Annotated in this window: 26 protein-coding genes and 1 pseudogene; 18 read left to right on the top strand and 9 right to left on the bottom strand. The window is 59.8% G+C overall.

The window, feature by feature from the left end:
- Positions 1 to 129: 129 nt before the first annotated feature.
- Complete coding sequence (locus LIS66_RS26245) at positions 130 to 1,623, bottom strand: aldehyde dehydrogenase (protein ID WP_065616363.1); 1,494 nt, start codon at positions 1,621 to 1,623, stop codon at positions 130 to 132.
- Between the two features lie 236 nt (positions 1,624 to 1,859).
- On the opposite strand from LIS66_RS26245, the gene LIS66_RS26250 reads away from it, so the two are divergent.
- Positions 1,860 to 2,222, top strand: a complete 363-nt coding sequence (locus LIS66_RS26250) for a cupin domain-containing protein (protein WP_042608123.1) — start codon at positions 1,860 to 1,862, stop codon at positions 2,220 to 2,222.
- Positions 2,223 to 2,401: 179 nt separating this feature from the next.
- Here the strand turns inward: LIS66_RS26250 and rpmG are convergent, their stop codons facing one another.
- Positions 2,402 to 2,557, bottom strand: coding sequence for a 50S ribosomal protein L33 (gene rpmG / locus LIS66_RS26255; RefSeq protein ID WP_016772554.1), 156 nt, complete (start codon positions 2,555 to 2,557; stop codon positions 2,402 to 2,404).
- A gap of 11 nt (positions 2,558 to 2,568) precedes the next feature.
- Positions 2,569 to 2,802 (bottom strand): 50S ribosomal protein L28, encoded by a 234-nt coding sequence (gene rpmB / locus LIS66_RS26260; RefSeq protein ID WP_007920377.1) that lies wholly within the window; start codon positions 2,800 to 2,802, stop codon positions 2,569 to 2,571.
- Positions 2,803 to 3,248: 446 nt separating this feature from the next.
- Between rpmB and LIS66_RS26265 the strand changes: the two genes are divergently transcribed.
- Entirely contained in the window at positions 3,249 to 4,838 is a 1,590-nt protein-coding gene (locus LIS66_RS26265) for an ABC transporter substrate-binding protein (protein WP_227973302.1), read from the top strand.
- Positions 4,839 to 4,915: 77 nt separating this feature from the next.
- On the opposite strand, the gene radC is transcribed toward LIS66_RS26265, so the two are convergent.
- The gene (gene radC, locus LIS66_RS26270; protein WP_042608121.1) at positions 4,916 to 5,590 is read right to left on the bottom strand and encodes a RadC family protein; all 675 of its coding nucleotides are present in this window, start codon (positions 5,588 to 5,590) and stop codon (positions 4,916 to 4,918) included.
- A gap of 133 nt (positions 5,591 to 5,723) precedes the next feature.
- Here radC and coaBC point away from each other — a divergent pair, with 133 nt between their 5' ends.
- The 6 genes and pseudogenes from coaBC (at position 5,724) to LIS66_RS26300 (ending at position 11,404) form a co-directional block, all read left to right on the top strand.
- A complete protein-coding gene (gene coaBC / locus LIS66_RS26275; protein WP_042608120.1) occupies positions 5,724 to 6,932 on the top strand; it encodes a bifunctional phosphopantothenoylcysteine decarboxylase/phosphopantothenate--cysteine ligase CoaBC in 1,209 nt (402 codons plus the stop codon).
- Positions 6,933 to 6,937: 5 nt separating this feature from the next.
- Complete coding sequence (gene dut / locus LIS66_RS26280) at positions 6,938 to 7,393, top strand: dUTP diphosphatase (RefSeq protein WP_042608119.1); 456 nt, start codon at positions 6,938 to 6,940, stop codon at positions 7,391 to 7,393.
- A gap of 302 nt (positions 7,394 to 7,695) precedes the next feature.
- A pseudogene (locus LIS66_RS26285) lies at positions 7,696 to 9,099 on the top strand (phosphomannomutase/phosphoglucomutase); the annotation flags it as partial.
- A 17-nt stretch (positions 9,100 to 9,116) separates the two neighbouring features.
- Positions 9,117 to 10,022, top strand: a complete 906-nt coding sequence (argB, locus tag LIS66_RS26290) for an acetylglutamate kinase (protein WP_042608117.1) — start codon at positions 9,117 to 9,119, stop codon at positions 10,020 to 10,022.
- Positions 10,023 to 10,461: 439 nt separating this feature from the next.
- Positions 10,462 to 11,034, top strand: coding sequence for a hypothetical protein (locus LIS66_RS26295; RefSeq protein WP_042608116.1), 573 nt, complete (start codon positions 10,462 to 10,464; stop codon positions 11,032 to 11,034).
- A complete protein-coding gene (locus LIS66_RS26300; RefSeq protein WP_116658670.1) occupies positions 11,021 to 11,404 on the top strand; it encodes a hypothetical protein in 384 nt (127 codons plus the stop codon). Before LIS66_RS26295 ends, LIS66_RS26300 begins: the two co-directional genes overlap by 14 nt.
- A gap of 138 nt (positions 11,405 to 11,542) precedes the next feature.
- Here LIS66_RS26300 and pyrE read toward each other — a convergent pair whose 3' ends face one another.
- Complete coding sequence (gene pyrE / locus LIS66_RS26305) at positions 11,543 to 12,187, bottom strand: orotate phosphoribosyltransferase (RefSeq protein WP_042608114.1); 645 nt, start codon at positions 12,185 to 12,187, stop codon at positions 11,543 to 11,545.
- A gap of 82 nt (positions 12,188 to 12,269) precedes the next feature.
- Between pyrE and LIS66_RS26310 the strand changes: the two genes are divergently transcribed.
- A complete protein-coding gene (locus LIS66_RS26310) occupies positions 12,270 to 13,049 on the top strand; it encodes an exodeoxyribonuclease III (protein WP_016772543.1) in 780 nt (259 codons plus the stop codon).
- 68 nt (positions 13,050 to 13,117) lie between these two features.
- On the opposite strand, the gene gltS is transcribed toward LIS66_RS26310, so the two are convergent.
- The 3 genes from gltS to rph all read right to left on the bottom strand — a co-directional run bounded on the left by gltS (position 13,118) and on the right by rph (position 15,813).
- Positions 13,118 to 14,326 (bottom strand): sodium/glutamate symporter, encoded by a 1,209-nt coding sequence (gene gltS, locus LIS66_RS26315; RefSeq protein WP_042608113.1) that lies wholly within the window; start codon positions 14,324 to 14,326, stop codon positions 13,118 to 13,120.
- A gap of 370 nt (positions 14,327 to 14,696) precedes the next feature.
- The gene (locus LIS66_RS26320; RefSeq protein WP_016772541.1) at positions 14,697 to 15,065 is read right to left on the bottom strand and encodes a DUF4870 domain-containing protein; all 369 of its coding nucleotides are present in this window, start codon (positions 15,063 to 15,065) and stop codon (positions 14,697 to 14,699) included.
- 25 nt (positions 15,066 to 15,090) lie between these two features.
- Positions 15,091 to 15,813 carry a ribonuclease PH gene (rph, locus tag LIS66_RS26325; protein WP_027610407.1) on the bottom strand — a complete coding sequence of 241 codons (723 nt, stop codon included), beginning with the start codon at positions 15,811 to 15,813 and terminating at the stop codon, positions 15,091 to 15,093.
- Positions 15,814 to 16,080: 267 nt separating this feature from the next.
- On the opposite strand from rph, the gene LIS66_RS26330 reads away from it, so the two are divergent.
- The 6 genes from LIS66_RS26330 to LIS66_RS26355 all read left to right on the top strand — a co-directional run bounded on the left by LIS66_RS26330 (position 16,081) and on the right by LIS66_RS26355 (position 21,384).
- On the top strand, positions 16,081 to 16,944 hold the full coding sequence (locus LIS66_RS26330; RefSeq protein WP_016770639.1) for a YicC/YloC family endoribonuclease: 864 nt from the start codon (positions 16,081 to 16,083) through the stop codon (positions 16,942 to 16,944).
- Between the two features lie 12 nt (positions 16,945 to 16,956).
- Positions 16,957 to 17,577 carry a guanylate kinase gene (gene gmk / locus LIS66_RS26335; RefSeq protein ID WP_065616366.1) on the top strand — a complete coding sequence of 207 codons (621 nt, stop codon included), beginning with the start codon at positions 16,957 to 16,959 and terminating at the stop codon, positions 17,575 to 17,577.
- A 168-nt stretch (positions 17,578 to 17,745) separates the two neighbouring features.
- Positions 17,746 to 18,009: a DNA-directed RNA polymerase subunit omega gene (rpoZ, locus tag LIS66_RS26340; protein WP_008030604.1), complete on the top strand. Its 264-nt coding sequence runs from the start codon at positions 17,746 to 17,748 to the stop codon at positions 18,007 to 18,009.
- A gap of 57 nt (positions 18,010 to 18,066) precedes the next feature.
- On the top strand, positions 18,067 to 20,172 hold the full coding sequence (gene spoT, locus LIS66_RS26345) for a bifunctional GTP diphosphokinase/guanosine-3',5'-bis pyrophosphate 3'-pyrophosphohydrolase (RefSeq protein WP_007920338.1): 2,106 nt from the start codon (positions 18,067 to 18,069) through the stop codon (positions 20,170 to 20,172).
- 24 nt (positions 20,173 to 20,196) lie between these two features.
- Positions 20,197 to 20,577 (top strand): RidA family protein, encoded by a 381-nt coding sequence (locus LIS66_RS26350; protein WP_064365115.1) that lies wholly within the window; start codon positions 20,197 to 20,199, stop codon positions 20,575 to 20,577.
- Positions 20,578 to 20,643: 66 nt separating this feature from the next.
- The gene (locus LIS66_RS26355; protein ID WP_042608111.1) at positions 20,644 to 21,384 is read left to right on the top strand and encodes a hypothetical protein; all 741 of its coding nucleotides are present in this window, start codon (positions 20,644 to 20,646) and stop codon (positions 21,382 to 21,384) included.
- A 138-nt stretch (positions 21,385 to 21,522) separates the two neighbouring features.
- On the opposite strand, the gene LIS66_RS26360 is transcribed toward LIS66_RS26355, so the two are convergent.
- A complete protein-coding gene (locus tag LIS66_RS26360) occupies positions 21,523 to 22,380 on the bottom strand; it encodes an SDR family oxidoreductase (RefSeq protein ID WP_227973303.1) in 858 nt (285 codons plus the stop codon).
- A gap of 188 nt (positions 22,381 to 22,568) precedes the next feature.
- On the opposite strand from LIS66_RS26360, the gene exbB reads away from it, so the two are divergent.
- From exbB to LIS66_RS26375, 3 genes are read left to right on the top strand one after another with little or no spacing between them, the layout of a single operon-like run.
- Entirely contained in the window at positions 22,569 to 23,522 is a 954-nt protein-coding gene (gene exbB / locus LIS66_RS26365; RefSeq protein WP_024014803.1) for a tonB-system energizer ExbB, read from the top strand.
- A gap of 6 nt (positions 23,523 to 23,528) precedes the next feature.
- Positions 23,529 to 23,957 (top strand): TonB system transport protein ExbD, encoded by a 429-nt coding sequence (gene exbD / locus LIS66_RS26370; RefSeq protein ID WP_016772535.1) that lies wholly within the window; start codon positions 23,529 to 23,531, stop codon positions 23,955 to 23,957.
- Positions 23,954 to 24,700 carry a TonB family protein gene (locus tag LIS66_RS26375; protein ID WP_042608108.1) on the top strand — a complete coding sequence of 249 codons (747 nt, stop codon included), beginning with the start codon at positions 23,954 to 23,956 and terminating at the stop codon, positions 24,698 to 24,700. Before exbD ends, LIS66_RS26375 begins: the two co-directional genes overlap by 4 nt.
- Positions 24,701 to 24,774: the final 74 nt, after the last annotated feature.

Genomic DNA, 24,774 nt, shown 5'->3' on the forward strand with positions numbered 1-24,774 from the left:
GCCTGCTCGCGAATACGGTTTCACATTCAGCAGGTCTGCTGACTGATACACCGCTTTCGCGAGCAGGTTCGCTCCCACAGGGGATCTCTGTACGGTCGGAAGCCTGATCTACTCAGGCCCCTTAATGCATCACAGCTTGATCCACGTCGCCTTCAGCTCGGTGTACTTGTCGAAGGCGTGCAGCGATTTGTCGCGACCGTTGCCCGACTGTTTGAAGCCACCGAACGGCGCAGTCATGTCGCCGCCGTCGTACTGGTTGACCCACACACTACCGGCGCGCAAGGCCTTGGCGGTCAGGTGTGCCTTGGAGATGTCCTGGGTCCACACCGCTGCGGCCAGGCCGTATGGCGTGTCGTTGGCGATCTGGATGGCTTCTTCGGCGGTATCGAAAGCGATCACCGACAACACTGGGCCGAAGATCTCTTCCTGGGCAATCTTCATCGCATTGCTCACGCCGTCGAAAATGGTCGGCTCAACGTAAGTGCCACCGGTTTCCTGGAGGATGCGCTTGCCGCCGGCGACCAGTCTGGCGCCATCGCTATGGCCGGATTCGATGTACGACAGCACGGTGTTCATCTGCTGGGTATCGACCAGCGCACCGACGTTGGTCGCCGGGTCCAGCGGATTGCCGGGTTTCCAGGTTTTCAGCGCCTCGATCACCATCGGCAGGAATTTGTCCTTGATCGAACGCTCGACCAGCAGACGCGAACCGGCGGTGCACACTTCGCCCTGGTTGAAAGCGATGGCGCTGGCGGCAGATTCGGCGGCGGCCTGCAGATCCGGCGCATCGGCGAAGACGATGTTCGGGCTCTTGCCGCCCGCTTCCAGCCAGACGCGTTTCATGTTCGACTCGCCGGCGTAGACCATCAGTTGCTTGGCGATCTTCGTCGAACCGGTGAACACCAGCGTGTCGACGTCATTGTGCAGGCCCAGCGCCTTGCCGACGGTATGACCATAGCCCGGCAGCACGTTGAGCACGCCTTTCGGAATACCGGCTTCAATGGCCAGTGCAGCGATACGGATGGCGGTCAGCGGCGATTTTTCCGATGGCTTGAGGATTACCGAGTTACCGGTCGACAACGCCGGCCCGAGCTTCCAGCAGGCCATCATCAACGGGAAATTCCACGGTACGATAGCGCCGACCACGCCTACCGGCTCGCGAGTCACCAGACCGAGTTGATCATGCGGGGTAGCGGCGACTTCGTCGTAGATCTTGTCGATCGCTTCGCCGCTCCAACTCAGCGCCTGCGCCGCGCCTGGCACGTCGATATACAGCGAATCGCTGATCGGCTTGCCCATGTCGAGGGTTTCCAGCAGCGCCAGTTCTTCGGCGTGCTGTTTCAGCAGGCTGGCGAAGCGGATCATGGTGGCTTTGCGTTTGGTCGGCGCCAGGCGCGACCAGACACCGGAATTGAAAGTAGCGCGGGCGTTTTCTACGGCACGGTCGGCGTCGGCAGCGTCACAGCTGGCGATCTTGCCAAGCAGACGGCCATCGACCGGGCTGATGCATTCGAAGGTTTCGCCGGAGACGGCGTCGGTGTATTCGCCATTCAGGAAGGCGCGGCCTTCGATTTGCAGATCGCGGGCGCGTTGTTCCCAGTCGGCACGAGTCAGGGTGGTCATTCGGGTGTCCTCCTCTTATTGAATACGAGCACCGCAAGCGCTGCGGCGCTGTTCAAGAATTCTGCCCGGCCAGCCTGCACTTTCGGCCCGAGGCACCCGTCACCCTAAACCAGCGGCCGGGTTTGTTTCAATATATTTGACATAAGCTGGCCATACAGCCTTGCGGTGTTCATTTTAATAAACATAGACTTCGGCTCATTACAGCCCACGCGTCGTCATCAGCGGAGAAAACAACAATGAACATCCACAACGTCGTCGACATCAGCCTCGCCAGCAGCGAAGCCGAGCGCTATCGCCCGGATCCGACGAAAGTGCTCAAGGGCGACCCTGAGCAAGCGGTGTTCCATCAATACGACAGCCCTTGTGGGCAAATGGGCGTGGGAGTGTGGGAAGGCGCGGTGGGTCAGTGGACGGTGAATTACACCGAGCATGAGTACTGCGAGATTTTGCAGGGGGTTTCGGTACTGCGTGACAGCGATGGCAATGCCAAGACCTTGCGGGTTGGCGACCGGTTTGTAATTCCGGCGGGGTTTCGTGGTACCTGGGAAGTGCTGGAGGCGTGCCGCAAGGTTTATGTGATCTTTGAACAGAAGGCTTGAATTTTTGCGCTGACCTTACCGGCCCCTTCGCGAGCAGGCTCGCTCCCACATTCGAACGCATTCCATTGTGGGAGCGAGCCTGCTCGCGAAGGCGCCAGGGCAGGCAACGCCAAATCCAAGACCAAAAAAAAGGCCCGCATCTCACGATACGGGCCTTTTTCGCAGTCAGGAAAAATCAATTACTTGATTTTGCCTTCCTTGTACATCACGTGCTTGCGAACAACCGGATCATATTTCTTGATCTCGATTTTGTCCGGGGTAGTACGCTTGTTCTTGTCGGTAGTGTAGAAGTGACCAGTACCGGCGCTCGAGATCAAACGAATCAATTCACGCATGATTAGCTCCCTTAAATCTTGCCATCGCGGCGAAGTTCGGCGAGCACGACAGTGATGCCACGCTTGTCGATGATACGCATGCCTTTGGCAGATACGCGCAGACGCACAAAACGTTTCTCTTCTTCAACCCAGAAGCGGTGATGCTGCAGGTTCGGCAGGAAACGACGACGGGTTTTGTTGTTTGCGTGGGAAATGTTATTCCCAGTCACCGGACCCTTACCGGTAACTTGACATACTCTCGACATGCCTCAGCCCTCTAAAACCACATGCCCAACCCGGCATGGGTTGGCCGCTTAATCTCTCAGTCATTTGGCGCCAGGCGCCGCGTTTCTTTAGAGGTCTTACCGGCTACACCTACAGTGAAGGAACCGGGCCCCTAGAAAAGAGCGCTGCTTTATACCAGAAAGACCGGGGTGCAACAACAATCGGTGTGCAATCAATCGGAAAAGGGGCAATTTTTTCCGCCTCAGGTGCCTTGAATAAAGGCCGCGACGAGTTTTGACCACTCGTCGCAGAATTCCCGCCCTACAGGCGATTCAGACTTTTCATCTCCCTGGCGGTGCCCGAAACCGCGCAAGACTGCGCCTGAAAATACAAAAAGGGGATAGTCATTTGCAATTCAGAGCTCTAGGGTAGGACTTTTCCAGACTGCACTTGCAGATGGGCCTTCGATCTGTAAAGGAAACCGACCATGCGCCTCGCTGCCCTACCCCTGTTGCTCGCCCCGCTCCTGCTGAGCCCCCTCGCCCAGGCCGCCGCTTTGAGCGTCTGTACCGAGGCCAGCCCTGAAGGGTTCGACGTGGTGCAGTACAACTCGCTGACTACCACCAACGCTTCGGCTGACGTACTGATGAACCGTCTGGTGGATTTCGACACCGCCAGTGGCAAGGTCATCCCGAGCCTGGCCGACAGCTGGGAAGTCAGCACTGATGGCCTGACGTATGTATTCAAGCTGCACCCGCAGGTGAAATTTCATACAACCGATTACTTCAAGCCCAGCCGCGAGCTGAGCGCTGAAGACGTCAAGTTCAGCTTCGACCGCATGCTCGACCCGGCCAACCCGTGGCACAAAGTCGCCCAAAGCGGCTTCCCCCATGCGCAGTCGATGCAACTGCCGACTCTGATCAAGAAGATCGACGCCCTCGACCCGCTCACCGTGCGATTCACTCTTGATCATCCGGATTCGACCTTCCTCGCCACCCTGAGCATGGGTTTCGCCTCGATCTATTCCGCCGAATACGCCGAAAAGCTGATGAAGGCTGGCGCGACCGACAAACTCAACAGCCAGCCAATCGGCACCGGCCCGTTTGTGTTCAATCGCTTCCAGAAAGACGCGGCGATCCGCTACAAGGCCAACCCGGATTACTTCCGTGGCAAGCCTGCCGTCGACCCGCTGATCTTCGCCATCACGCCGGATGCCAACGTGCGCCTGCAAAAGCTGCGGCGCAATGAATGCCAGATCGCCCTGTCACCGAAACCATTGGACGTACAGGCCGCGCTGAAAGAACCAACACTGAAAGTCGAAAAGACTGACGCATTCATGACCGCCTTCGTGGGCATCAACAGCCAGCATCCGCCACTGGACAAGCCGGAAGTGCGCCAGGCGATCAACCTCGCTTTCGACAAGGCGAGCTACATCAAAGCCGTGTTCGAAGACACCGCCGAGGCGGCCAACGGCCCCTACCCGCCGAACACCTGGAGCTATGCGAAGAACCTGCCGGGCTATCCGCACGACGTGGCCAAAGCCAAGGCGCTGCTGGCCAAGGCCGGATTGAAGGATGGCTTCCAGACCACGATCTGGACGCGCCCATCGGGCAGCCTGCTCAACCCGAACCCGAGCCTCGGCGCGCAGATGCTGCAATCGGACCTGGCCGAGATCGGCATTCAGGCGGAGATCCGGGTGATCGAATGGGGCGAACTGATTCGCCGCGCCAAGGCCGGCGAACATGACCTGTTGTTCATGGGCTGGGCCGGCGATAACGGCGACCCGGACAACTTCCTCACCCCGCAGTTTTCCTGCGCAGCAGTGAAGTCCGGCACCAACTTTGCGCGGTACTGCAACGCCGATCTGGACAAGCTGATCAGCGCCGGCAAGACCACCAGCGAACAAGGCGTACGCACCAAGCTGTATGAACAGGCACAGGCGCAGATCCAGCAGCAGGCGTTGTGGCTGCCACTGGCGCACCCGACCGCCTACGCGCTGACCCGCAAGGACGTTCAGGGTTATTCCGTCAGCCCGTTCGGCCGGCAGGATTATTCAAAAATCAGCCTCAAGCCCTAAGCGGCAAGCGGCAAGCTAGAGCACTCCGCGCACGGCTCCAGCTTGCCGCTTGCAGCTAGAGGCTTGCCGCTGCTCTTTTACATCCAGCCACACTCCGCCATCGACAACGGCTCGCCGTCACCGACGATGAAGTGATCGAGCACCCGCACGTCAATCAACTCCAGGGTCTTCTGCAAGCGCTTGGTCAGCAGCCGATCCGCCTGGCTCGGGTCGGTGTTGCCGGACGGATGGTTGTGACACAGGATCACCGCCGCCGCGTTGTTGGCCAGCGCGCGTTTCACCACCTCCCGGGGATGCACGCTGGTGTTGTCGATCGAGCCGCGAAACAGCGCCTCGAAATTCAGCACCTGATGTTTTGAATCAAGAAACAGGCAGCCGAACACCTCGTGCGGTTCATGGCGCAGCATGGCCTTGAGGTAGTCGCGGACGACCTGAGGGTTTTCCAGCGCCGGTTTCTGCCGTGAACGTTCGGCCAGATGGCGCTTGCTCATTTCTTGCGCAGCTTGCAACTGGGCGAACTTGGCCGGGCCGAGGCCCATTTGTTTGCTGAATGCGTCCTGATCGGCCTCGAGTAGCAAACGCAGGCCGCCAAATTGCGTCAGCAGATGTCTGGCGAGGTCCACAGCACTTTTCCCGGGCAATCCGGTGCGCAGAAAAATCGCCAGTAACTCAGCGTCCGACAGACTCCCCGCTCCATGCTCCAACAACCTTTCCCGCGGGCGTTCCGCCGCCGGCCAATCGCGAATACTCATAGCACCTCCTTGTCTGTGGGCGCCGCTGTTCCGTAGCGGTCGCTGTGATATCGTAGCCCATCTTTTTGGCGGTCGATTCAACCCTGGGGAGGGGCATCGCGCCGCAGTCATCAACGAAATGAAAGGCAGACCTATGCAGCGGCTGTATCGGAAACGCATCGTTCTGGGCGTCGGCGGCGGCATTGCGGCCTACAAGAGCGCCGATCTGGTTCGCCGCCTGATCGACCAGGGTGCCGAAGTGCGCGTGGTCATGACCCACGGCGGCGCCGAATTCATTACCCCGCTGACCATGCAGGCCCTGTCCGGCCACCCGGTTCACCTCGACTTGCTCGACCCCGCCGCCGAAGCCGCCATGGGCCATATCGAGCTGGCGAAATGGGCCGATCTGGTACTCATCGCGCCGGCCACCGCCGACCTGATCGCCCGTCTGGCCCAAGGCATTGCCAACGATCTGCTGACCACACTGGTGCTGGCCACCGACGCCGTAGTGGCCGTCGCGCCTGCGATGAATCAGGCAATGTGGCGCGACCCGGCGACCCAGGCCAACCTGCAACTGCTGGAAAGCCGTGGGCTGAAGACTTTCGGCCCGGCCTCGGGCAGTCAGGCCTGCGGCGACGTCGGCATGGGCCGCATGATGGAGGCCACCGATCTGGCGCTGCTCGCCGCCGACTGCTTCCAGCGCCTGGCGCTGACCGGCAAGCATGTGGTGATCACCGCCGGCCCGACCCAGGAAAACATCGACCCGGTGCGCTACATCACCAACCACAGCTCCGGCAAAATGGGTTTTGCCCTCGCCGAAGCGGCCGTGGAAGCCGGCGCCCGCGTCACCTTGATCAGCGGCCCGGTACACCTGCCGACGCCGGATCGCGTCACCCGTATCGATGTGGTCAGCGCCCGCGACATGCTCACCGCCTGCGAATCGGCCATGCCTTGCGACGTGTTCATCTCGTCGGCAGCGGTGGCGGACTACCGCCCTGAAGTCGTCGCGCCGCATAAACTCAAGAAAGATCCTGCGAGCGGTGACGGCTTCGTCCTGCAAATGGTGCGCAACCCGGACATCCTTGCCACCATCGCGACCCGCACCGACCGCCCGTTCAGTGTCGGCTTCGCCGCCGAAACCGAACACCTGCTCGACTACGCTGCACGCAAGCTGAAGGACAAGAATCTCGATCTGATCGTCGCCAACGACGTCGCCAACCCGAGCATCGGTTTCAACAGCGAAGAAAACGCCTGCAGCGTCATCGACCGTGAGCTGCACGCCACGGTTTTCGCCCAGACCAGCAAGAGCAAGATCGCTCGCCAACTGGTCACTTTTATCGCCGAACGTCTGAACCAGGTTTAATTTACATGCACGCTTTGCAAGCCAAGATCCTCGATCCACGCATCGGTACCGAGTTCCCGCTGCCGCAATACGCCACTCCGGGCTCCGCCGGCCTCGACCTGCGCGCCATGCTGGAACAGAACATCGTGATCAAACCGGGTGAAACCGTGCTGATCCCCACCGGCCTGTCGGTCTACATCGGCGACCCGAACCTCGCGGCACTGATCCTGCCGCGCTCGGGCATGGGCCACAAACACGGCATCGTTCTCGGCAACCTGGTCGGCCTGATCGACTCCGATTATCAGGGTCCGCTGATGGTCTCCTGCTGGAACCGCGGCCAGAGCGACTTCACCATGCCCGTCGGCGAACGTCTGGCGCAACTGGTGCTGGTACCGGTGGTACAGGCGCATTTCGAAATGGTCGAGGAATTCGTCGAAACCGAACGCGGCACCGGCGGCTTCGGGCATACCGGCACCAAATAGCGCAAAGACACTATTGTGGCGAGGGAGCTTGCTCCCGCTGGGCTGCGCAGCAGACCCAAAATCTTGTGGGCGCTGCGCACCGAAGAGGGAGCAAGCTCCCTCGCCACAAAATTTGTGCAATGGGTGGCGCACGGTTAAGCGCACAAAATCAAGGTATTGCCGGTCGCAAGCCCGGTCAGCCGGGGCGTCATGGCCCTTTCATAGCACGAACTCTCTGTGGAAAACGCCGTCATACCCTTCAGTTTGAGCCTGCCGTCGAACATTTCGTCGGTCTGTCCCGCCCTTTTCGAGATGGAGCATGTCCACAGATGAGCACCCCCGCCAAGATCGCCCCGAAGCTGCCTGACAGCATTTTCCGCGCTTACGACATTCGTGGCACCGTGCCGGAATACCTCAACGGTGAAACCGCTTACTGGATCGGTCGCGCCATCGGCTCGCAAAGCCTGGCCCAGGGCGAACCGAACGTGTCGGTCGGCCGCGACGGCCGCCTGTCCGGCCCGGAACTGGTTGCGGAACTCATTCGCGGTATCGCCGAGAGCGGTTGCCACGTCAGCGATGTCGGTCTGGTACCGACGCCGGCGCTGTACTACGCCGCCAACGTGCTGGCCGGCAAGTCCGGGGTGATGCTCACCGGCAGCCACAACCCGTCCAACTACAACGGCTTCAAGATCGTGATCGCCGGCGACACCCTCGCCAACGAACAGATTCAAGTGCTGCATGAGCGCATCAAGAACAACGATCTGAGCACTGGTCAGGGCAGCGTCACCCAGGTCGAAATCCTCGATCGCTACAACACCGAAATCGTTCAGGACATCAAACTGGCCCGGCGCCTGAAGGTCGTGGTCGACTGCGGCAACGGTGCGGCCGGCGTCATCGCTCCGCAGCTGATCGAAGCGCTGAACTGCGAAGTCATTCCGCTGTTCTGCGAAGTCGACGGCAACTTCCCGAACCATCACCCGGATCCGGGCAAACCGGAAAACCTCGTCGACCTGATCGCCAAGGTCAAAGAGACCAACGCTGATATCGGCCTGGCCTTCGACGGCGACGGCGACCGCGTGGGCGTGGTGACCAACACCGGCAGCATCGTTTACCCGGATCGTCTGCTGATGCTGTTCGCCCGCGATGTGGTGGCGCGCAACCCGGACGCGGAAATCATCTTCGACGTCAAATGCACTCGTCGCCTGGTGCCGCTGATCAAGGAATACGGCGGTCGGCCGCTAATGTGGAAGACTGGTCACTCGTTGATCAAAAAGAAAATGAAACAATCCGGCGCGCTGTTGGCCGGCGAAATGAGCGGGCACATCTTCTTCAAGGAACGCTGGTTCGGTTTCGACGACGGCATCTACAGCGCCGCGCGTCTGCTGGAGATCCTCAGCAAGGAAAAATCCACCGCGGAAGAGCTGTTTGCGACCTTCCCGAACGATATTTCCACGCCGGAAATCAATATCCATGTGACCGAAGAGAGCAAATTCAGCATCATTGATGCACTGCACGATGCTCAGTGGGGCGAAGGCGCCGACCTGACCACCATCGACGGCGTGCGGGTCGATTACGCCAAAGGCTGGGGCCTGGTGCGCGCGTCCAACACCACGCCGGTGCTGGTGCTGCGCTTCGAGGCCGATGACGAGGCTGAATTGCAGCGCATCAAGGATGTGTTCCACGCCCAACTGAAACGCGTTGCACCTGATCTCCAACTACCGTTCTGATCCATCCGGAGCCCTGAATGACCCTCGAACGCGAAGCCGCCGCCAACACTGCCAAGGTCCTGTCCGAAGCGCTGCCTTACATCCGACGCTACGTCGGCAAGACCCTGGTGATCAAATACGGCGGCAACGCGATGGAAAGCGAGGAGCTGAAAACCGGCTTCGCCCGCGACATCGTGCTGATGAAAGCCGTGGGCATCAACCCGGTGGTCGTGCACGGCGGCGGCCCGCAGATCGGTAGTTTGCTCGAACGCCTGTCGATCGAAAGCCACTTCGTCGACGGCATGCGCGTCACCGACGCGGCGACCATGGACGTGGTGGAAATGGTCCTTGGCGGTCAGGTCAACAAGAGCATCGTCAACCTGATCAACCGCCATGGCGGCAGCGCCATCGGCCTGACCGGTAAAGATGCCGGGCTGATTCGCGCGAAGAAGCTCACCGTCTCCCGCCAGACCCCGGAAATGACCCAGCCGGAAATCATCGACATCGGCCACGTCGGCGAAGTCGTCGGCATCAACACCGAACTGCTGAACCTGCTGGTCAAGGGCAACTTCATCCCGGTGATTGCGCCGATCGGCGTGGGTGAAAACGGCGAGTCATACAACATCAATGCCGACCTGGTGGCGGGCAAGGTTGCCGAAGCGCTGAAAGCCGAAAAGCTGATGCTGCTGACCAACATCGCCGGCCTGATGGACAAGTCAGGCACCGTGTTGACCGGCCTGAGCACGCAGCAGGTCGATGACTTGATCGCTGATGGCACGATTTACGGCGGCATGCTGCCGAAGATCCGTTGTGCACTGGAAGCGGTTCAGGGTGGGGTTGGCAGTTCGTTGATCATCGACGGTCGTGTGCCGAACGCGATCCTGCTGGAAATCTTCACTGACACCGGCGTGGGTACGCTGATCAGCAATCGCAAACGTCCATGATGGCTGATCGCTGAAAGCAAAAGATCGCAGCCTTCGGCAGTTCCCACAGGGATTTCGCACTTACGGAAATCCGCTTTTGCAGGAGCTGCCGCGGGCTGCGGTCTTTTTTGTACGCGCAGGAAACGCCTTACTCCACACAGCGAAATGTCCGACATCCCCTCAGAACAAATCCCCCTAGGATCTTCCCTTCATCCAGCGGAGATCTTCCCATGCAAAAAGACAGCGTTCCTTACGGCAGTGACATTTCAGCAGGTACTTATGCTTGCGTGGACTGCGGCGGAGAGTATTCAGCCCCGTCACGAACATCGATGCCACCCTGCCCTGATTTCACCCAAGCCTCTCACCCTCTCAAGGGTTGGAAAGTGCTGCGTGGCCAGGGAGATGCGCCTCAGGATCCCTATCCAGCCGCCAGCGACAAATAATCCGGAGCGCCTGATCCATGCAGATCTCGTTCACGATCGACGCCGACGCTTTCGAGCAGGAACAGAAGGAACCGGTGAAAAAGACCTTGCGCATCGGCGACGCCGAAATCGCCCATGCGCTGGAGCGCATCGCCAAGGCCAGCCTGACCGAATACCTGAAAATGCTGGTCGAAGGCGGCATGCCCAGCCGGGCTGACGAAGCCAAACAGGATCGCCTGCTGTATCTGATCCAGAGTTACTTCGGGCAAACCCTGCCGACCGAATCGCAGATTTCGACGATCTTTCAACTGACCCAGAGCCAGAGCAAAACCCTGCTGAAGAACACCGTTTCGCGCTTTCGCAACCAGCTCGACGACATCCTGCAGCAGAGCATGCGCGCGGTGATCGAGTCCGCCGAACATGCGCAAAACGTATTTCTGGTGGTAATCAGCTCGGACGTGATTCGTGATGAGTTGAATATGCTCATCACGCAAAACGAGCCGACCTTCAAACCCATCACCAAACGCAAGGGCAGCGCCGGGCAGTTCGAGATCAGCGAAGACTCCCACGCATTGCTCTGCGCCACGCTGGGTCTGAATGCCGTTCAGTGACATTGTTGCGGTCAGTGGCTTGCTGCTGACCCTGACCACGTTCATGTTCAACCTGGCGTGGCCGGCGCTCAATGAAGCGCTGGCGCAGGATGAATATCAAAAGGGTTCGCAGGCTCGAAAACGCAGTCGAGACAAGATTCTGGCCACTGTCTACTGGCGAGCATTGCCATTGACCTGTGCTTTTGTGGCGCTGTTTTACGTTAACTTGCCGGCGGCAGTCGGAATCGTGCGCAGCAGCACGCTGGATCTGTGGGATTTCGATGTGGATCGCACGCTGTACGTGATGGTGGTTGTCGCGCTGTTGGTGTTTGCGCTGGTCAATATGGGGCTCGCGCTGAGGCTGCTGATCAAATGGCGAAATCTGCGTTAATCATCAACAAAAAGACCCAATTCGACTGACTGAACTGGGTCTTTTTTATTGTGGGAGCGAGCCTGCTCGCGAAAGCGGTATTCGCCTCACATCGCTCAGTGTGACGGCCATTCGCGAGCAGGCTCGCTCCCACATTGGTCACACGCCAAATTGGGCGCGATAGGCTTCCACGGCTGGCAGGTGCTGCTTGAGCTGTGGATCGTCGGCGAGGAACTCCAACACTTGATTCAGCGACACGATGCTGATCACCGGAATGCCGAAGTCGCGCTCGACTTCCTGAATGGCCGACAGCTCGCCGTTGCCACGCTCCTGACGGTTCAGCGCGATCAGCACGCCGGCGGCCTTGGCGCCGTCCTGGGAAGCGATGATCTGCATCACTTCGCGAATGGCGGTGCCTGCGGTGATCACGTCGTCGATGATCAAGACTTCGCCAGTCAGCGGTGCGCCGACCAGGCTGCCGCCCTCGCCGTGGGCCTTGGCTTCCTTGCGGTTGAAGCACCATGGCAGATCACGGTCGTGATGTTCGGCCAGCGCAACGGCGGTAGTCGCCGCCAGTGGAATGCCTTTGTAGGCCGGGCCAAACAGAACGTCGAAGGGGATGCCGCTTTCGGCGATGGCCGCAGCGTAGAAACGCCCCAGTTGCGCCAGGGCCGAACCCGAGTTGAACAGGCCGGCGTTGAAGAAGTAGGGACTGGTGCGTCCGGACTTCAGGGTGAACTCACCGAAGCGCAAAACGCCGCGATCGATGGCAAAACGAATGAAATCGCGCTGATACGCTTGCATGAAAAAAACCCCAAATACCACGGATTTAGCTAATTAGCTTGACGCCGTGTATCATACACGCACGCGATTTTTGGGGCCATTTATGCGGATCATCAGTGTGAACGTCAATGGTATTCAGGCGGCAGTCGAGCGCGGTTTGCTCAGTTGGCTGCAAGCCCAGAATGCCGACGTCATCTGCCTGCAGGACACCCGTGCCTCCGCCTTTGAACTGGATGACCCAGCCTTCCAACTGGATGGCTACTTCCTTTATGCCTGCGATGCCGAAGTCCCTGCCCAAGGCGGCGTGGCTTTGTATTCGCGGTTGCAACCGAAGGCTGTCATCAGCGGTCTCGGTTTCGAGACGGCCGACCGCTACGGGCGCTACCTGCAAGCAGATTTCGACAAAGTCAGTATTGCCACCTTGCTGTTTCCCTCGGGGATGAACGGCGATGAGGACTTGAACCAGAAGTTCAAGCTCATGGACGATTTCGGCAAGTACCTGGACAAACAGCGACGCAAACGTCGCGAGTACATTTACTGTGGCTCGCTGTACGTTGCGCAGCAGAAACTCGACATCAAGAACTGGCGCGACAGCCAGCAGTCTCCAGGCTTCCTGGCGCCGGAACGCGCCTGGATGGACGAGATTGTCGGCAACATGGGCTATGTCGATGCGCTGCGCGAAGTCAGTCGCGAAGGCGACCAGTACAGCTGGTGGCCGGATAACGAACAGGCCGAGATGCTCAATCTGGGCTGGCGTTTCGATTACCAGATCCTGACCCCGGGCCTGCGTCGCTCGGTGCGTAGCGCACGCCTGCCGCGTCAGCCACGGTTCTCGCAGCACGCGCCATTGATCGTCGATTACGACTGGACGCTGACCATCTAAGCGTTTTATCGCAGCCAAAGAAAATGCCCGCATCGTGAGATGCGGGCATTTTTTATGCGCCGTGCTTCCTAGACCGCAGCGAAGAATGGCAAGGTCAGGTACAGCTTGATCACGATGACGTTAACGATATCGATGAAGAACGCTCCTACCATCGGCACCACCAGAAACGCGATCTGCGAAGGCCCATACCGTTGCGTCACTGCTTGCATGTTGGCAATGGCCGTCGGCGTAGCACCCAGCCCAAAGCCGCAATGCCCCGCAGCAAGCACGGCAGCATCATAGTTGCTGCCCATTACCCGAAACGTTACAAAAATCGCGAACAGCGCCATGACCAGCGCCTGCACGGCCAGAATGATGAAGATCGGCAATGCCAACGCTGCCAGATCCCAAAGCTTCAGCGACATCAGCGCGATCGCCAGAAACAGGGAGAGGCTGACATTGCCGAGCACAGAAACTTCACGCTCGAATACCTGATACAAGCCAAGCGCTGATAATCCGTTACGCAACACCACACCCACGAACAGCACACAGACAAAGGTCGGCAGCTCGAACGCAGTGCCGTGGAGCAAACCATTCAACAGATTGCCAGCGAGCAGGCTGACGGCAATCAGCGCCAGTGTCTCGACGAACGAAAAGGGCGTGATCGAACGTTCTTTGTTCGGCTGTTCAAAACCTCTTGGCAGTCGCGGTGCTTGCTGGGGACTGCAGCCCGGCACCTGCACACGCTTGATCAGCAACCGCGCAACGGGACCACCGATCAGTCCCCCCAGGACCAGTCCGAACGTCGCTGAGGCCAGCGCCAGCTCCGAAGCCGAGGCCAGACCATATTTCTCGCTGAACACCGCGCCCCACGCGGCGCCCGTGCCGTGACCACCGGCAAGGGTGATCGAGCCCGTCAGCAAGCCCATCAAGGGATCAAGCCCGAGCAAAGTTGCCAACCCTATTCCCATGGCGTTTTGCACCACCAGCAAGCCAATGACTGCCAGCAGGAAGATGCCGACAATGCGCCCGCCTTTTTTCAGACTGGCAAGGTCGGCACTCAAGCCAATCGTGGCAAAGAACGCCAACATCAACGGTGTTTGCAATGAAGTATCGAAGCGGACTTCTATATCGAAAGTGCGCAATATCAACAGGAGCACGGCAACCACCAGGCCACCCGCTACCGGTTCAGGAATATTGTAACTTCGTAGAAAGCCGACACGCGTTACAAGTCCGCGCCCGAGAAGCAGCACTAATGAAGCGGCCACGAGCGTGCCGTAGAAATCGAGCTCAATCATGTGGATTATTCTTGGCTAAGTATTCACGAGGCGAGCATTTACCTGGGCCCGACGGGTGAACCGGCTGATTTTCTCAACACTGATTACTGGGGAGTTCAAGTGCCATCGTTGGCTTGAACATATCGAAATGTTTCAATCGAAACATTACACCGGGCAACTTTAACAACCAGCTTGCGCGAATAACAAGGACCGGAATATACACTTGCCCGATCAGTTGTGACCAAAGATGTAATAGAGAAATATCAGTAGATCAATGCCAAGCCGCACATCGTTAACAGACTAGTCCTACAACAAAACCCAATTATTTAGTTGCACAAATAAAAATGCCCCGATAAGTCGGGGCATTTTCATATTGCGATACAACAGACTTTCACTTGATCAATCGCCAGGTGAACGGATATCTGTAGGGGAAACCTTCGTTGGCTTTGACACCTGCAATGATCGTCAGGACCAGCGCCGCAATCGCCAGCAAACCAAACAGGAAGAAACCGATGATCAGCAGCATGAGCAGGAAGCAGATCATTGATGCAATCGCCACCGTGATCTGAAAATTCAGCGCCTCTTTGCCCTGCGCGTCGATGAAGGGGTCCTTCTCGCGCTTCATCTGCCAAAGGATCAGCGGCCCGATCAGATTGCCGAACGGAATCCAGATCCCCAGCAAGGCGGACAAGTGACAGAACATCGCCCACTGGCGAACCTCCTGGCTCGGTTTGGGCAGCAACTCTTGCTCATCACTCATCACATCCTCCTTGTGGTCAAGAACTTCAGTCGGCCAGTGCAGCCTTCTGCAATTCGAAGATCTCGTTCATGCCTTTCTTCGCCAATTCCAGCATGGCGTTCAAGTCTTCAGGCTGGAACGGCGCGCCTTCGGCGGTGCCCTGCACTTCGATGAAACCACCGGTGCTGGTCATCACCACGTTCAGGTCGGTTTCGGCTGCGGAATCTTCAAGATAGTCCAGATCCAGCACCGGCTCGCCCTGGTACATGCCCACCGAGACCGCGCCGATCATTTGCTTGAGCGGATCGCCGCCTTTCAGGCCGCCGCGCTTCTTGATCACTTTCAGGGCATCGACCAGCGCAACCATGGCGCCGGTGATGGACGCAGTACGAGTACCGCCATCGGCTTGGATCACGTCGCAATCGACGTACAGGGTCACGTCGCCGAGCTTGGACATATCCAGCGCCGCGCGCAGGGAGCGGCCGATCAGACGCTGGATTTCCAGAGTACGACCGCCCTGCTTGCCACGGCTGGCTTCACGCTGGTTACGCTCGCCGGTGGCGCGCGGCAGCATGCCGTACTCGGCAGTCAGCCAGCCCTGGCCCTGGCCTTTGAGGAAACGCGGCACGCCGTTTTCGACGCTGACGGTGCAGATGACTTTGGTATCACCGAATTCGACCAGTACGGATCCCTCGGCGTGTTTGGTGTAGTTGCGGGTGATGCGGATCGAGCGGAGCTGATCGGCAGCGCGACCACTTGGACGTTTCATAGGGATACCTGTACTGAGGACGGAAAACTGCCGAGCATTATAGAGCGCTGCACCGCGAGGGGCACTGGTTAAAACCGCCGGCCGACGACCGAAGCGCCTCAAGCGCGCATAACCGACGGGCTGCAGCGCTTTGTCACACCGTGTGTTTGGGCGCATTCGCCGCACTGCGCTACAATCCTGCGCCTTTGCTGCCAGTCGGCTTAAATTCATTGAAATCGCGCCTGCGAAACAGCGTTTCGCGCCGATCTGCATTGCGAGGTCACCGCCATGGTGCACAGCATGACCGCCTTCGCCCGCGTCGAGAAAGCCGGCGTTCAGGGCACCCTGAGCTGGGAACTGCGCTCGGTCAACAGCCGCTATCTGGAACCGCACCTGCGTTTGCCCGAATCATTTCGCGACCTCGAAGGCGCCGTGCGTGAAGCGCTGCGTCAGGGCCTGTCGCGGGGCAAACTGGAGTGCACGCTGCGCTTCACCGAAGAAAGCACCGGCAAGCCGCTGCAAGTCGACCGCGAGCGCGCCGCGCAACTGGTTGCCGCTGCGGAAACCGTGGCCGGGCTGATCAAGAATCCCGCTGCGCTGAATCCGCTGGAAGTGCTGGCCTGGCCCGGCGTGCTGGTGGCCGATGCGACCGACCCGCAAGCGCTGAACGCCGAAGCGCTGGCGCTGTTCAATCAGGGATTGAAGGATCTGAAGGCTGGCCGCGAGCGCGAAGGCGCGGAGCTGGCTCGCTTGATCAATGACCGCCTGACCTCCATCGAAGAGGACGTGGTGACCCTGCGTGAACTGGTGCCGCAGATGCTCGCCACCCAGCGCCAGAAAGTCCTCGACCGCTTTGCCGACATGAAAGCTGAGCTCGACCCGCAACGTCTGGAACAGGAAATGGTCATCCTCGCGCAAAAAAGCGACGTGGCCGAAGAACTGGATCGCCTGAGCACACACATCATCGAAGTTCGCCGGGTGCTCAAATCCGGTGGTGCCGCCGGGCGGCGTCTGGACTTCCTGATGCAGGAGCTCAACCGCGAGGCCAACACACTGGGCTCCAAAGCCTTCGACCCGCGCAGCACCCAGGCCGCCGTCAACCTCAAGGTGTTGATCGAGCAGATGCGCGAACAAGTGCAGAATATTGAGTAAGGCTACCCCGACATGACCCAACACACCGGCACCCTGTACATCATTTCCGCGCCATCGGGCGCGGGCAAGAGCAGTCTGGTCAAGGCGTTGACCGACGCCGATCCGGAGATCCGCGTTTCGGTCTCGCACACCACCCGCGCCATGCGTCCGGGTGAAGTGGATGGCGTGAACTACCACTTCGTGACCCGCGAAGAGTTCGTGAAGATGGGCGAGCACGGCGACTTCCTTGAACGCGCCGAAGTCTTCGGCAACTTCTACGGCACCTCGCAAAGCCGTTTGCAACAGACGCTGGACGAAGGTCACGACCTGATTCTGGAAATCGACTGGCAAGGCGCCGAGCAAGTGCGCAAGCTGATGCCGCAAGCGCGCTCGATCTTCATCCTGCCGCCATCGCTGCAAGCCCTGCACCAGCGCCTGACCAACCGCGGCCAGGACAGCGACGAGATCATTGACGGCCGCATGCGTGAAGCGGTCAGCGAGATGAGCCACTATGTCGATTACGACTACCTGATCATCAATGACGATTTTGCCCACGCGCTGAACGATCTGAAGGCGATTTTCCGCGCCAATCAGCTGCAACAGAAACGCCAGCAAGTGCGTTTCGGCAAATTGCTGGCCGAACTGCTCGGTTAAAACAGCACTTCCCAAAATGCCTGCAAGCGCTTTACATTGGTGCTTGCAGCGCGTTGAAGGGTCTGGTCAAAAAATCAGCGCTTCCCTAATCGCTGGTGATTTTTTAAACTGCTCAGTCCGCTCGCCCAACCGGGCAGCGCGCATATTGCATTCGCTCCGAGGAATACCATGGCCCGCGTAACCGTTGAAGACTGCCTAGAACACGTGGAAAACCGCTTTGAGCTGGTCATGCTCTCTACCAAGCGTGCCCGTCAACTGGCCACCGGCGGCAAAGAGCCATTGGTGCAGTGGGAAAACGACAAGCCGACCGTTGTCGCGCTGCGTGAAATTGCTGAAGGCCTGATGAGCTACGAGTTCATCGCCGAGCAGGAAATCGTCCAGGATGAACCGCTGTTCGCAGCGTTCGAGGACGAGTCGAACGAGGCCGTCTAAGCCTATGCCTGGTCGACGTAGCACGGCGCGGGGTCACAGCTTTCGGCAGGAATCATCATGCCGAGCATAGACGCCCTCGCCGATCGCTTATCGACCTACCTCGGCAACGACCAGGTCAACCTGGTTCGCCGAGCGTATTTCTACGCCGAACAAGCCCATGACGGTCAACGCCGTCGCAGCGGCGAGGCGTACGTCACGCATCCTCTTGCCGTGGCGAATATTCTTGCCGACATGCACATGGACCATCAGAGCCTGATGGCCGCCATGCTGCATGACGTGATCGAAGACACCGGGATCGCCAAGGAAGCGCTGCAGGCGCAGTTCGGTGAAACCGTGGCGGAACTGGTCGACGGGGTCAGCAAACTGACCCAGATGAACTTCGAGACCAAGGCCGAAGCCCAGGCGGAAAACTTCCAGAAGATGGCCATGGCCATGGCGCGCGACATCCGGGTGATCCTGGTCAAGCTCGCCGACCGCCTGCACAACATGCGCACGCTGGAAGTGCTGTCCGGCGAAAAACGTCGGCGCATCGCCAAGGAAACCCTCGAGATCTATGCACCCATCGCCAACCGGCTGGGCATGCACGCGATCCGCATCGAGTTCGAAGACCTCGGCTTCAAGGCCATGCACCCGATGCGTTCCGCGCGAATCTACCAGGCGGTCAAACGCGCCCGGGGCAACCGCAAGGAAATCGTCAACAAGATCGAAGAGTCCCTTGGCCACTGCCTCGCCATCGACGGCATCCAGGGCGAAGTCAGCGGTCGTCAGAAACACCTCTACGGCATCTACAAGAAAATGCGCGGCAAGCGTCGGGCCTTCAACGAGATCATGGACGTCTACGCGTTCCGGATCATCGTCGACAAGGTCGATACCTGCTACCGCGTGCTGGGTGCTGTGCATAATTTGTACAAGCCGCTGCCGGGGCGCTTCAAGGATTACATCGCGATCCCCAAGGCCAACGGCTATCAGTCGCTGCACACCACGCTGTTCGGCATGCACGGCGTACCGATCGAGATCCAGATCCGTACCCGCGAAATGGAAGAGATGGCCAACAACGGCATCGCCGCCCATTGGCTGTACAAATCCAGCGGTGACGAACAGCCCAAAGGCACCCATGCCCGCGCCCGCCAGTGGGTCAAAGGCGTGCTGGAAATGCAGCAACGCGCTGGCAACTCGCTGGAGTTCATCGAAAGCGTGAAGATCGACCTGTTCCCGGACGAGGTCTACGTGTTCACGCCCAAAGGCCGGATCATGGAGCTGCCGAAAGGCTCGACAGCGGTCGACTTCGCCTACGCAGTGCACACCGACGTCGGCAACAGCTGCATCGCCTGCCGGATCAACCGTCGCCTCGCACCGCTGTCCGAACCGCTGCAAAGCGGTTCCACGGTCGAGATCGTCAGCGCCCCCGGCGCACGGCCGAACCCGGCGTGGCTCAACTTCGTGGTCACCGGCAAGGCGCGTACGCACATCCGCCATGCGCTGAAGCTGCAACGCCGCTCCGAGTCCATCAGCCTCGGCGAGCGCCTGCTGAATAAGGTGCTCAACGGTTTCGACAGCTCCCTGGAAAAAATTCCGGCCGAGCGCGTGAAGGCGATGCTCACCGAGTACCGCCTCGAGCTGATCGAAGACCTGCTCGAAGACATTGGCCTGGGCAACCGCATGGCCTACGTGGTCGCCCGCCGGCTGTTGGGCGAAGGCGAACAGTTGCCAAGTCCGGAAGGTCCGCTGGCGATTCGCGGTACCGAAGGTCTCGTGCTCAGCTACGCCAAGTGCTGCACGCCGATCCCGGGCGACCCGATCGTCGGCCACCTGTCGGCGGGCAAAGGCATGGTCGTGCACCTGGACAACTGCCGCAACATCAGCGAAATACGCCACAACCCGGAAAAATGCATCCAGCTCTCGTGGGCCAAGGATGTCACCGGCGAATTCAACGTCGAGCTGCGCGTCGAACTGGAACACCAGCGCGGCCTGATCGCCCTGCTGGCCAGCAGCGTCAACGCGGCCGACGGCAATATCGAGAAAATCAGCATGGACGAACGCGATGGTCGCATCAGCGTCGTGCAGTTGGTGGTCAGCGTCCACGACCGTGTGCACCTGGCCCGCGTGATCAAGAAACTGCGCGCCTTGACCGGGGTGATCCGCATCACCCGCATGCGCGCATAACCTGCCTATTACAAGGAGTCCTACATGACCAGAACCGTCATCACCAGCGACAAGGCCCCGGCCGCCATCGGTACTTACTCCCAGGCGATCAAGGCAGGCAATACCGTTTACATGTCGGGCCAGATCCCCCTGGACCCGAAAACCATGGAACTGGTCGAAGGCTTCGAGGCCCAGACCGTCCAGGTCTTCGAGAACCTCAAGGCCGTAGCCGAAGCCGCCGGCGGTTCGTTCAAGGACATCGTCAAACTGAACATTTTCCTCACCGACCTGAGCCACTTCGCCAAGGTCAACGAGATCATGGGCAAGTACTTCGACCAGCCCTACCCTGCCCGCGCCGCCATCGGCGTGGCCGCGCTGCCGAAGGGCGCGCAGGTTGAAATGGATGCCATTCTGGTCATCGAGTGATGCGCACGGCGCGGCCTTCAACGCCGCGCCGACTGCCGCAAGAAAAGGTTTTGAAAGGATTCCACCATGCGCAAAGCGCTAGCTCTCTCGCTGCTCGCCCTGTTCCTCGGCGGCTGCGCCAGCGACCCTGCCGACCGCGACATCAGCGGCACCTGGATCAACCAGGTGGCGATCGATGCCGCCGCCAAGGGCGGCCCTCTGCGCGAAGCGCTGCAGGCCTACGGCCCGAATCTGGAATGGGACGTCAACACCAAGGCCGGTCAGGCTCGCTACACCAACGGTTTTGAGAATGTCGAAGGACGGTTGCTGGGCCAAGAGTCCGGCGCCTGGAAAGTCGACTTCTATGGCAGCTCCGCCAGCGAACTGAAACGCGACGGCGGACGCCTGCAGCAAGCCGCCAGCGACAACGAACCCGAACAACTCTTCGATCGCGCACAGATCCCGGTGCCCGAAGGCGCCCCAATCGGTGCGAGCTTCGAACGCGCGCTGTACTCGGCGTACCTGGGCGGCAACTGGACCATCACCAGCGGTCAGGGGGAAGGCGGCACCGTGCAGTTCCAGGCTGACGGTCAGGTGACCGGCCTTCCGGGCGTTGACCGTTATGCCTTGTGCCTGGCCGGCGATTGCGCATCGATGAGCAATGGCAACGACAGCATGTGGCTGCAACTCAATGGCCAGGGCAACAACTGGATCTTTGTGCGCAAGGGCAAGGAACTGGAGATTCTGCAGGCAGTGAATGCTGCGCTGGCGGATGAGCAACCGCAGTTTGCCGCGGGCGAGCGCAAGTGGTTGCTGGAGAAGCAGTAACCCGCTTCTGAATTCACATAGAACCCATGTAGGAGTGAGCCTGCTCGCGATAGCGGTATGTCAGACACATTGATGTCGACTGACACAACGCTATCGCGAGCAGGCTCACTCCTACAGTTGTTTTGTGGAGGCAGAAAGTCAGCACTTACCTTCCAGGATCGCTGCATAGCCTTCGCGGTAACTCGGATACTTCGGTACCCAACCCAACGCTTTCGCCCGCGCATTGCTGCAACGCTTGCTGCCGGTGCGGCGCACGCTGGCGTCTTCCGCCCATTCAGTTACACCCAGATATTCGCGCAACCAGCCCACCACCTCCGCCAATGGCGCTGGCGCGTCATCCACACCGATATAGAGCTCGTCCAGCTTCACGCCCTCGCGGTCTTTTTCCAGCAGAAACGCCAGCAACCCGGCCGCATCATCGGCATGAATCCGATTGCCATACAGCGGCGGCTCGACTGCCACGCGATAGCCGCGACGCACTTGAGTCAGCAGCCATTCGCGGCCCGGGCCGTAAATGCCGGTCAGGCGCAGCACGCTAGCGGGGATGCCGCCATTGAGCGCGACCTGCTCGGCTTCAAGCATCAAGCGCCCTGAGTAACCGGCAGCGACAGTCTCGGACGTCTCATCCACCCAGGCTCCGTCCTGCTGGCCGTACACGCTGCTGCTGGACACGAAGATCAGTCGCTCGGGCACTTGCCCGTAGTCGCCCAGCCAGCTCAACACGTTCTGCAAACCCTGCACATAGGCCTTGCGATAACCCTCTTCATCATGGTCGGTGGCCGCAGCGCAATACACCAGATAATCCACAGCGCCCACTGGCCAGGTCGCCGGGCATTCTTCGTTGAACAGATCGCCGGCGACGCCAATGACCCCCTCCGGTAACTTGGAAACGTCCCGGCGCAAGCCATGAACCTGCCAGCCAGCCGCCAGCAATTGCGTGGCGAGACGACTGCCGACATCACCACAACCGGCAATCAAAACAGAAGGCGCGGACATCAGAAAACTCCCATCGGAAAGGCACAGACTAGCTCTGGCATAGGACGAACGGCTAGCAATGGTGGAAAAAAAGTTACTCTATTACTTTTGTTAACAAGAATTACTTGCAATAATGCACGCCACTTTTGTTCTCGGCCTCACGAGGCCTGGAAGAGCAATAACGTTTTTCTACCTCAGGTCCGGCCAGCATGACACGTAATCAAACTCCCGCTTCGCCAACCACTCGACCTCGCGCCTGGAGCGCTGTCGCGGCTCTGTTGCTCAGCCTGATGCTGGCCCCGACCGCGGCCTTCGCCGACGCTCAAGCGCCAGCCACCCCAGCCGCCACCGAACAGAGCGCGCCCGCTGCCGCTCCGGCTGCACCCGCCGCCACCGATCCGGTGCAGGCTGTCGATGCGGCCGACGCACCTGAAGTCCTCGAAGCCGACAACACCTTGGGCATGGCCCACGACCTGTCGCCGTGGGGCATGTACCAGAACGCCGACATCATCGTGAAAATCGTGATGATCGGTCTGGCTATCGCTTCGATCATCACCTGGACCATCTGGATCGCCAAAGGCTTCGAGCTGATGGGCGCGAAGCGTCGTCTGCGAGGCGAAATCGCCGCACTGAAAAAAGCCACCACCCTCAAAGAAGCCAGCGCCACGGCCGGCAAGGAAGGCACCCTCGCCAACCTGCTGGTCCACGACGCTCTCGAAGAGATGCGCCTGTCGGTCAACAGCCGCGAGAAGGAAGGCATCAAGGAACGCGTCAGCTTCCGCCTCGAGCGCCTCGTCGCTGCCTGTGGCCGCAATATGAGCAGCGGCACCGGCGTTCTCGCCACTATCGGTTCCACCGCGCCGTTCGTCGGCCTGTTCGGTACCGTGTGGGGCATCATGAACTCCTTCATCGGCATCGCCAAAACCCAGACCACCAACCTCGCCGTTGTCGCACCTGGTATCGCTGAAGCGCTGCTGGCCACCGCACTGGGTCTGGTTGCGGCGATTCCTGCAGTGGTGATCTACAACGTCTTCGCCCGTTCCATCGCCGGTTACAAGGCGCAGGTCTCCGATGCCTCGGCAGAAGTCCTGCTGCTGGTCAGCCGCGATCTCGACCACCAGCCTGAGCGCAGCTCGCAGCCGCACATGGTTAAAGTGGGGTAATCGGCCATGGGCCTGCATTTGAAAGAAGGCGCAGACGACGATCTGGCCGAGAACCACGAAATCAACGTCACGCCGTTCATCGACGTGATGCTGGTGCTGTTGATCATCTTCATGGTGGCCGCTCCATTGGCCACTGTGGACATCAAAGTCGATCTGCCCGCCTCGACCGCCAAACCGGCGCCGCGGCCAGAGAAACCGGTGTTTCTCAGTGTGAAAGCGGACCAGCGCCTGTTCCTCGGCGACGACGAAGTGAAGGCCGAAACCCTCGGCGCCACCCTCGACGCCAAGACCCAGGGCAAGAAAGACACCACCATCTTTTTCCAGGCCGATAAAGGCGTGGATTACGGTGACCTGATGAGCGTGATGGACAGCCTGCGCGCCGCCGGCTACCTGAAGGTCGGTCTGGTCGGTCTTGAGACGGCAGCCAAGAAATGATCACGACGCGCCATAAGCTGACGCGTTACAGCGGTAGTCTGGCCGTGGTGCTGGGCGTGCACGCGCTGGCCATCGCGCTGGCGCTGAACTGGACCGCCCGCCCGCCCATCGAATTGCCGCCGCAGGCAATGATGGTCGAGCTGGCTCCGTTGCCCGCCCCGCCACCGCCGGCTCCGCCGAAAGTCGTCACACCGCCGCAGCCACCGGCTCCGGTTGAAGAGTTGCCGATTCCGAAATTGGCCGAAGCACCGAAAGCGGAAATCGCGGTACCGAAACCCAAGCCGAAGCCCAAGCCAAAACCGCCGAAGCCGGTCGAGAAGAAGCTGCCCGAGCCGCCGAAGGAGAAACCTTCCGAGGAGAAGCCGGCCGACACTCAACCGACCCAGGCACCAACGGAGAAATCCGCCCAGCCCGCACCCGGCCCATCGCCTGCTCAATTGGCAGCCAAGGCCAGTTGGCAAGGCACCCTGCTCGCGCATTTGCAGAAGTACAAGAAGTACCCGCAAAGTGCACAGTCGCGTGGCAAGGAAGGTTTGAATCGTCTGCGCTTCGTGGTCGATGGCGAAGGTAATGTGCTGTCGTTCGAACTGGTAGGCCGCTCCGGCAACGCTGATCTGGACCGGGCCACCCTGGACATGATCCGCCGCGCTCAACCGCTGCCCAAGCCGCCAGCCGACATGCTCAACAATGGCTCGATCGAAATCGTTGCGCCGTTTGTTTATTCGCTCGAACGTCGCCGCTAAGGCAACGCAAAACCCTGTAGGAGTGAGCCTGCTCCCGATAGCGGTGTATCAGACGATGAATGATTGACTGACAC

It is taken from the genome of Pseudomonas sp. HN2 (assembly GCF_020736465.1).
Lineage (GTDB): Bacteria > Pseudomonadota > Gammaproteobacteria > Pseudomonadales > Pseudomonadaceae > Aquipseudomonas > Aquipseudomonas moraviensis_A.